This window comes from Vibrio zhanjiangensis, assembly GCF_030161235.1.
Lineage (GTDB): Bacteria > Pseudomonadota > Gammaproteobacteria > Enterobacterales > Vibrionaceae > Vibrio > Vibrio zhanjiangensis.
Genome location: NZ_BSPW01000123.1, coordinates 31,809 through 40,857 on the forward strand (window position 1 = coordinate 31,809; position 9,049 = coordinate 40,857).

General features: G+C 46.9%; 6 protein-coding genes. 1 reads left to right on the forward strand and 5 read right to left on the reverse strand.

Annotation, left to right across the window (positions count from 1 at the left end; genetic code table 11):
- Positions 1-7: 7 nt before the first annotated feature.
- Positions 8-5,773 carry a conjugative transfer relaxase/helicase TraI gene (gene traI, locus QQK21_RS22025; protein ID WP_284194320.1) on the forward strand — a complete coding sequence of 1,922 codons (5,766 nt, stop codon included), beginning with the start codon at positions 8-10 and terminating at the stop codon, positions 5,771-5,773.
- Between the two features lie 33 nt (positions 5,774-5,806).
- Here the strand turns inward: traI and QQK21_RS22030 are convergent, their stop codons facing one another.
- The 5 genes from QQK21_RS22030 to QQK21_RS22050 form a co-directional block, all read right to left on the reverse strand.
- Complete coding sequence (locus QQK21_RS22030) at positions 5,807-6,172, reverse strand: hypothetical protein (RefSeq protein ID WP_284194321.1); 366 nt, start codon at positions 6,170-6,172, stop codon at positions 5,807-5,809.
- 586 nt (positions 6,173-6,758) lie between these two features.
- Positions 6,759-7,259, reverse strand: coding sequence for a lytic transglycosylase domain-containing protein (locus tag QQK21_RS22035; protein ID WP_284194322.1), 501 nt, complete (start codon positions 7,257-7,259; stop codon positions 6,759-6,761).
- A 53-nt stretch (positions 7,260-7,312) separates the two neighbouring features.
- Positions 7,313-7,648 carry a type I restriction endonuclease subunit M gene (locus tag QQK21_RS22040; protein WP_284194323.1) on the reverse strand — a complete coding sequence of 112 codons (336 nt, stop codon included), beginning with the start codon at positions 7,646-7,648 and terminating at the stop codon, positions 7,313-7,315.
- A gap of 108 nt (positions 7,649-7,756) precedes the next feature.
- Complete coding sequence (locus QQK21_RS22045; RefSeq protein ID WP_284194324.1) at positions 7,757-8,146, reverse strand: DUF7659 family protein; 390 nt, start codon at positions 8,144-8,146, stop codon at positions 7,757-7,759.
- A gap of 27 nt (positions 8,147-8,173) precedes the next feature.
- Complete coding sequence (locus QQK21_RS22050; RefSeq protein ID WP_284194325.1) at positions 8,174-8,467, reverse strand: hypothetical protein; 294 nt, start codon at positions 8,465-8,467, stop codon at positions 8,174-8,176.
- Positions 8,468-9,049 lie beyond the last annotated feature (582 nt).

The following is a 9,049-nucleotide window of genomic DNA, read 5'->3' on the forward strand; positions in this document are numbered from 1 at the left end:
CATCCCTATGATGTCCATCAGTCCCTTAAAATCGGCCTCAAAAGCGGCTGACTACTACCTTAAAGAAGAGCAAAACCTCAACCAAACCACCTTGTCTTTAGAAAAAGATGGCCAAGACAATTATTACCTTAAAGAGCAAGGTGCCACTCAATGTTCGTTTTGGCATGGAAAGCTGGCTGAAGAAGCGGGGCTGGCTGGCAAACCCGTTGAACAAGCCACCTTAGAGCGCGTTCTCTCTGGTCAGCTGGGCGAAGAAACCATTAAAGGCAAACGCAACAATCATAAATGCGGCCTCGACTTGACCTTTTCAGCGCCAAAATCCTACAGCATATTGGCGCTTGTTGGCGGCCATACCGACCTCATTGCGCTAAAAAATGAGGCCATAAAATCGACGTTGGACCAAATTCAAAAAGACGTCGCCCAGGTGGTGTCGATCAACGACGACGGTGAACGCGTATTCACCAACACCGAGTCGATGATATTTGCGGCCATCCCTCATCGAACCAGCCGAGAAAACGATCCCCAGCTTCACGACCATGTACTGACCCCCAACATGACACGCGACCAAGAAGGGGCTCTGCGCACTTTGGCCTCAACCATTAAGCAACAAGGCGGGGTAATTAATGGCTCAAGCGAGCGTATTTACAACTTCCAAAAATATTACACCGCCCTTTACCAAAGCACCCTAGCCAAAGGCTGTGAAGCCCTCGGCTATAAAACACGCGGCATTGGTAATGGTCAGTTTGACATTGAAGGGGTGCCTCAGACACTCACCGAGGCTTTTTCGAGTCGCAAACAGCAAATAGACCAACAAGCGCTCGAATTTGGTGACACGCAAGCCGCCAGAGACACCGCCGCCCTAGATACGCGCAAATCCAAACAGTATGAGAGCGACGAAGCCCTTAACGCCAAATGGAAAGACACCGTGGTCAAAGCGGGCTTTAAACCCGAAAACTTGGTCAGCAATGCGTTAAACGCCGCGAAAGATTTCACCCCCGTCCCCAAACAATTCGCCATCGATGCGTTTGAACGGGCGGTTGAACACCTTGGCCAAACCAGCACGGCGCTGAAACTGGAAAAAATCATCGAGCTGGCCGCCTCCGATTTTACCAAAGGTGGCCAACAGGCCAACGCGCTGGATTTAAAGGTCATTGCCGACGACTGGATAAAAAGTGGCACTCTCATCCCACTGGCGGAAAAAGGTCAATACACGACCCAAGCCATGCTCAATAATGAGCAGCAATTGATGGCGGTCACGCAAGGTCGCACGCATCATATGCGCACCCCCGTCAACGACGCGACGTTAAGCCGGTTAAACCTCAGCGCGACCAATCGACAAAAAGTCGCCGACATTTACGAATCCACCAAGCAGTTTCATGTGGTGAACGTGTCCGGCAGTCATGAGCAAATTGCACAAAACCTGCTGAATGTGGGCAACCATGCCGGAAAACGGGTTCACCTTGTCTCGCAAAACGCCAAAGACAAGCACCATCACGCCAACGCCATTGTACGCGAAAGCCACACCGTGGCCGCTTGGATAAAACACGCCTTCACTCAAGAGCAGCGCCACAGCGTGTATGGCTTATTGAACGCCGATGTGCCGCTCACTAATAAAGACGTTCTGCTCGTCGATAGCGCCCATAAAATGAGCGCCAACGAATTACTGAGCTTGAGCGAGAAAGCCAAACAATCAGGAAGCAAAGTGATCCTTCTTAATTCGACATCAAGCCGCCAAGGTATGAAAGGTCATAACGCCATCGACCTCTTTGCCAAAGGCAACGTGACCACACACGATTGGGTCAACAGCAAAGCCGCGCAAAGCTCGATTGCTTTGCACGACAGCGCGCACCACAGTCTTGCTCAAACCTACGCTTCAATGCCGAACAAAGACGACGTGCAAGTGTTGGCGACTTCAAGCCTTGAGCAGCGCCGCCTGACCCAAGACATTCGCGCAACCCTGCAAAACGACGGTCAGCTGGCCAGAGTCGGCACCACCCTTTCCACGCTCACGCCGCACTTTCTGTCAAAACCGCAACAAGCGCTGGCACAGCACTATAAAAAAGGCATGGTCCTTCGCCGTTTTGAAGACGGTAAGGCGCAAGATTGGTTAGTCACACAAGTCGATAAGTCAGACAACATACTGCACCTGATGAACACCAAAGACGCGAAAACCGACGCGTTAGATCCGTCTTCACGCGAGTTCAAGTCGCACAATCATCAAGTGTTTAAACCGGAGAGCCTTGATGTGGCAAAGGGCGAGCGCCTGATGAGCACGGGTCATCATGCGTTGTCAGGACTCAGCGCCCATGAGCGTTACGTGGTCACTGGACACAGTAAAGACACCCTCACGCTGACAAAATCGGACGGTCAAACCCTCCTCGTGGCCACACGCGATCTCAAAGGCGCGCCACTTCGCTATGATTACGTCTCACCCATAAACCACATCGAGTCTCGTTCGCACACTCTGATTTCAGGCAAAGCGTTTTCATTGTCTAAAGAGCTGTTTCATGACGTATCCGAAAAAAGCCCGTGCATCGATGTTTTCACCGAGCAACCGGACAAAGCCAAAGACAGCTTGGACAAAAGTGACACCACGTTTTCAGCCATCGAGCGCGTGATGCACACCCAAACGACCAATGACCGGTATCTCACAGAGGCAACGCAAGAGACGCTTCGCAGCGACATTACCGAGGCCCTTAAGCACCTTGCTCAAGCGCAGAATCAACCCTTGCATGACAAAGCGGTCAATTTTGCCCTAAACCACCTGTCGGAAAAAGAAGCGGCGTTTACCCAAAAAGACCTAGTGATCGCCGCGATTCGCTATGCCTTTGAGGAGACCAATCAGCCCATCGTCAAAGAAGAGATTGAAGCCGTGCTTGCCAAACGCGCCGATACGTTATCGGTGGAATACAGCGACGGAACACGCTGGACCACTCAAGCAGCACTGGACACTGAAAAGCATATCCTTGGGAACATTGATCAAGGTAAGAACCAACACACGCCCTATGCAACCGACCGTCAAGTGAAGGATTTCCTTGATCGCAACACCATGCTGACTCAAGGTCAGAAAGACGCCATCACCTTGATTTCAACCACCAAAGACAGCTTTGTCGCGGTACAAGGCTTAGCAGGCACCGGAAAATCGACCATGCTGGAATCCAATATTGAACTGATACATCACACCGCAGAAGCCTCAAAGCAAAAGCCAGATAACGTCATCGGCCTTGCGCCTACCCACGCCGCGGTCAGCGAGCTTGAGAAAAAAGGCGTCCAGGCCCAGACGCTCGAAAGCTTACTGACCGATGTCCGGCGCGGCGTGAAAACCGCAGAGGACTACAAAAATTCGCTGTTCTTTCTCGATGAAAGCTCGATGGTCAGCAATAGCCAGACCAAAGAAATCACCGACTTGGTGCTGGCCAGTGGCTCCAAAGCCGTCTTGCTGGGCGATAAAGAGCAGCTGCTTTCTCAAAGCGCGGGCAAACCGTTTGAGATGATGATAAGCCAAGGCCGCATCGATACCGCTTACATGACCGACATCATTCGCCAGCAAACACGCCCCTTGAAAGGCGCGGCGCACAACATCATCGATGCTCAGCCACTGAGCGCCCTCGACAAATTGAAAAGTCAGGCACCCGATAAACAAGGCAATCATCAACACGTCGTGTCCACTTTGGACGAAAACGCCAAAGACAAGCAACAGGCGCAGCTCATGGCCACCGAAATGCTGCCCCAAGTGGTTGCGAAAGATTATCTAGAGCGCACCAAAGAGACGCGAGAGAACACCTTGATCATTGCCTACACCAACACAGAGCGCGACATCATCACCGAGCACATCCGTGACGGGCTCATCGAGAAAAAGGAGTTGGGCAAGGAAAACATCATCACCACTCGCTTGCGATCAACAGGGGACAGCAAAGAAGAGTTATCGACCATGCTCCCTTATAAAAAAGGCCTCATCCTCAGCACGCGACCAGGACACTACGCGACGATCGAGTCGGTCAACTCTGAGCTGGGCGTGGTGATACTAAAGGACGCAGAAACAGACAAAGAGACGGTGTTTTTACCGCGCAATAAAGATCATAAGTTCACTACCCTATTTGCCAAATCTGAAAAACCGTTGTCATCGGGCGATAAAATCATGACTCGTTTTACCGATAAGGCGCGCGGCATCAAAGCCAACGTCGAATACCGAGTTCAAGAAGCCAGCACTGACGGCATCATTGCGCGTGCCAGTGACGGGCAGACGCTGACGCTCCAACCCAACGATCTCAAAGATGGCCACTGGGATTACGCTTACACCAGAACGGCGGATATGGCGCAAGGTTCGACGTATGCCAATGTCATCACCGCCATTCGCTCCAAAGCCAATCTCACCAATTTGCGACGTGCAGGCATCGATTTGACGCGCCCTAAATTGCACGCTCGGCTCTACACCGACAACCTCAAGCGCATGGTCAATACTTGGCTCTCAAACCAAGATCTCAAAGCCAGCGCCATTGAAACCTTAGCCGAGACGTTGCCCGAAAAGACCGTCTACTTTAACGATGCGCCGCTCGCCAAAGAGGACGTGCGCTTTCAAAACAAAGCCGGCGATTTTGATTATGACCGCTTTCGTGAGCACATCAATCAGACGCTGCCAAGATTCACAGAAAGCCTGGCCACGCGCATTTTAGGACAGCCCAATGCCAGCAAATCCGACCGAGATTACTTAACGTTTGGGACGGGTAAATCGGCGATTAAAGTCACGCTCACTGGAGAATACCGTGGATATTTTAAAGACTACACCACAGGCGAAAAAGGCTCGCTGATTAGTTTAATGATGAGTCATGACGGCATCACATATAAAGACGCGATGAACCAAGCCAACAACATGATTAATGAGCCAGAGAAATATGAAATAAAGGAAAACCCCAAACATGACATATTAATGAAGACCACACCGAAACATATCGCTAAATTTGAAAACAGAGCGAGAGACTATATGGCAAGCAGCCAACCAATAGCAGGGACACTCGCTGAACGCTATCTCAATTCATTAGGTGTTGATAATCCTAATAGCCAAAACATTCGATATCACGACGCGGTATATTCATCCGAAGATAAACAATTTCACCCTGCGATACTGACAAACATTCATAATAAAGAAGGAGAAACCAAAGCCATTGAAGTGACGTATTTAAATAGAGAAGGAAATAAAAGCGACACGTTAGACATTAACCCGAGAACATTGGGAACAAAGTCTAAAAACATGACGCGGTTTCATCATGGCACAGATTTAAATACAACTATCATCAGCACTTCCATTGAAAACTACTTTATTATTAACCAGTCAATGAAAGGAGAATATGACATTGTTAATGTCAATCATAAGAATGACATTCAAAACATATCCAGAGATGAACTTCGCCAAAACATTATTATCGTTCTCAGTCAAGGCAATACCGATTTAAACCCCAATAACATTGATAAAATCATGGAAAACTTTTCAGGAAGAGATATTCATTTTGTTTCTCATCAAGACATGATAAATGAAATCAAAACTTGCCTAAATAAAGAGTCCATACCGTCTTATCAAGAAAATAAAGAACTCGACATAAAAGAGTTTAATAAAAACATCACCTCAGAGAAACACGACAATATCATTAACCAACATCATAAGGAGAAAGACAGCAAAGCATTAGATCACTTCGAACCAAACCAATCCTCTTATCAAAAATCACCGGACAAAGATATTCATCCTCAGCAACAACTCGACTTAGAAATAAGCCGATAAGCCTACCCATCGATAATAAAAAGAGTCGTCAGCTTATGACGGCTCTTTTTTTTCGCCTGAAAGATACGCCTCCACTTTATTACCAATATCCGCTTTTACTTGTTGTCTCACGGGCTTGGATTCTTTCTGATCTCGATACAGTTTTTCACCATCAAACGTCTGTCCATGCACAATGTCTGTGATCGCAGAGCTGCTACGAACCACCCGATAAATCTCTTCCATCAACTCTCGATTGGATGGTCTTTCATCATCACTGTCGTTCAACTTGATCCGCAGCGCGAGCGTCAACAATTGACGAGCGGCTTCTGCATCACTCAGCTTTTCTCGGTTTCTAAACTTGATGAAATCTCTTTGCAATTGTTCAGGCAAAGACGTCTGTAAAGGGTAACTTCGGCTCAATATTCTCTCCTTTTCGATTCAATGAGCTTCATTGAATTCTCAATGACATGTCAATGAACACTATCATCATAATACGCCATAAAGCCTTTTACAAAAAGGGATAAATTAACATTCATTGATTTTTAATTGAAATCTAATTGAAATTGGCTACATCCATTGATATTAAAGGCATCAATGACAATTCATTGGAATTTAATGTTTTTTAATTGACATTTTTTCGGCTAATTAGTGCCGATTTGAAAAATTTTTTTGACCTTTTAAATTGCCCTCTCAGCTATCATAACTGTTTGTTTTTGTTGGATTTATATTTTTGCAGACAACCATTTCGATTTAGAATAAATCGGCCGTGGGGTGTGGTCCTCCTCAAAACTCAACCCCAGCGCTTAGACTCAAGCTCTGTCGATCTCTCTCAGCTGGCCACAAAAAGATCGCAAAGTGAAACCTAGCCTTATGATGGCGACTGAATCAGGGGTAAGAACTGTTTAGAAGATTGGGGACCGATAGGTAACTGAGTGACGCAAAAAGCCCAGTCATGATAGTCGCGCCGCCTTAGCGGTGCGGCTATCATGGGCACGCCAAAATAAGGTTACTGAATTAAAGAACGACGCTTATAAATTAACGCTTTAGAATGAGAGGGATTATTTTTAGAGGATTTAATCTTTAGATAATGCCGCTTAATTTTAGTGACATACTCATCGCGGATTTTTTGTTTGGATGGTTTAAAACCTGCATTATATGCGCCGACACTATTCCAATTATAACCGTGTGTCGAAAAGTTCGAGGCTAATACCCAAGCGCCAAGGTGAACATTAAAACACGGTTCCATTACGTTATCTTTATTAACATGAAATTGGGCAAGCTGTTTAAACCAACTAGAATTAAATTGCATCAAACCATAATCACGACTTACAACAACACCGTGTTTATTTTTGTTGTCGTTCGTCGCATTGGGGTTTAATGAGCTTTCTTGCGTGGCGATGGCTTTTAACAAATCGGGATCGATATTGTATTTCTGTCCCGCCTGATCAAAACAAAAGGCGTGACTCAATGAGGGAAGCAACAATAATATCAGGGCTAGAGGTCGCATAATAAAAAAGAGGTCCGTTAAGACCTCTAATTATAATCGATTATCCCAAATCCTCAATATTCAACTGGAAATAATACCGTGGTCACACTTCGGTCTGCTTCGGTAATGATCCATATGGTTTCACCGTCCAATTCATAAACCGATAAAATACGAAAGCCATGTAACACTGATTCATCATTCGTTAGTGAATCCTCTTCACATACATTTCCCCAATCGCCGCAACGATGGCGAGATACACACACAAGAAGTTTATCAAAATTATTTTGGTTCACATGATGAGAAACGCCTTTTGTCATCACCAAGGTACCTAAATTAAACAATGGCGTATTGTTTTTTATTAATTCAGTCTTGCTATTTTGTGTAACTGTGTTAGTCTCTACCGCGTTCATAAATTAATTCCTTACGTTTTAATGGTTGGGCATGGCCTCAATAGTCTTGAGTCGATATATTGAGGCTTTTCTAATTTTGGTTGTTATTATCACTAATGACTCATGCATTCAGTAATTAGAATTCAATTGCGTACCTCTTGAAAAAAACACCTCTAGCACTTCTTGTTTAGTAATATTGAAGTCTTTCATTTCATCGACACAATCACTAATATCTCGTGTGTAAAAACATTCGTGATTTCTGAGCGAATCGAGAATGACTGATTCTTTGTCACGATCTTTGAGATAGTCACTTACGGCGTCATATTTGATGCGCTCTAGCCTAGCCAGTGTTTCTTGCTCGTTGCCTTTGGGCACCATCAAACCCGCATGAAGCGCCACATATTCAACGCCTTCTTGACGCGCTTCATCAAACTGGCGATGACTGAACGCAAAGAACGCGCCCATGTCTTTAAATAACGCTCGAGTTTTGTCTTGCATATAAGAGTGAAATGATTTCATTGTGTCGTTTCCTTTTGGTTTAGGGGGTTAAATGCGGTTACGTACAAAGGCATAAACGCGCTGGCGGCCAACGGACTGATCGACCACAGTAAAGCGTGTATCAATCAAGGCGCTGACGACCTCAAACTGGCTCGGATAGAAAACAAACTGCTTCATCTCAAACCCACACGCCGCCAAATCTACAGGGCGAATATCACTGCCAAGGGCGACACGAAAGCCCAAAGAGCTATCATTTTTTGGTGAGCTTTCGAGGTCCAGCGCCGAAACGCTGGTTGCTGGATTCACGATAGAGCGAGTTAGGGGGGAATTTTGTTGCGCCATCTTGGGGTTTCCTTTCTGTTTGAGTATCACTTTTATGGAGCCGCTTGGCTTACCTAAGAGTTTTCATGGTTCTCAATGACAAGGGCGCGCAGCGTGCATTTCACCCTTGTCATTGGGGTTCTGAAAGCTCAGGTTTAAAGCCAGCGTGTCTCCATAATCGTGATGCGAGTGGAAAGGAAATCCGGCGCATAAGAAAACGCCCCTTACTCGCTCATCGATGAACACGGCAAGGCAACGAGGAGATACGACGAGGCGCAGCGAAGCGAAGAGAGCAACGAACGCAGTGAGGCGCAGCGCGTCGCCTCAGACGCATAGCGAAGAAAGCCCTACCGTGACCCGAAGGGACAAGACCCTTCTTAGGCGAGGCTTAGTCTGGCTAGATGAGCGCGGTTGCTCGCAAACGCAGCGCATCGTGACAGAGTTAGCCTGGACTGAGAAAGGCTTGGTTTAACTCGCTAGACAAGGCGCTTGCGCCGCAGGGTCGCGGGTGAAATAGGGTAGGTTCTCGGCGCAATACGATGACCATGTTAAAACGGGCGCAGATCGAGGTGGAGGGCGAGAGCGCGGTAGACCGATTTTACG

Excerpts from the sequence above, each read along its gene's own strand:
- traI (WP_284194320.1), top strand. The coding sequence starts at position 8 with ATGATGTCCATCAGTCCCTTAAAATCGGCCTCAAAAGCGGCTGACTAC.
- QQK21_RS22035 (WP_284194322.1), bottom strand. The coding sequence starts at position 7,259 with ATGCGACCTCTAGCCCTGATATTATTGTTGCTTCCCTCATTGAGTCAC.
- QQK21_RS22040 (WP_284194323.1), bottom strand. The coding sequence starts at position 7,648 with ATGAACGCGGTAGAGACTAACACAGTTACACAAAATAGCAAGACTGAA.
- QQK21_RS22045 (WP_284194324.1), bottom strand. The coding sequence starts at position 8,146 with ATGAAATCATTTCACTCTTATATGCAAGACAAAACTCGAGCGTTATTT.
- QQK21_RS22050 (WP_284194325.1), bottom strand. The coding sequence starts at position 8,467 with ATGGCGCAACAAAATTCCCCCCTAACTCGCTCTATCGTGAATCCAGCA.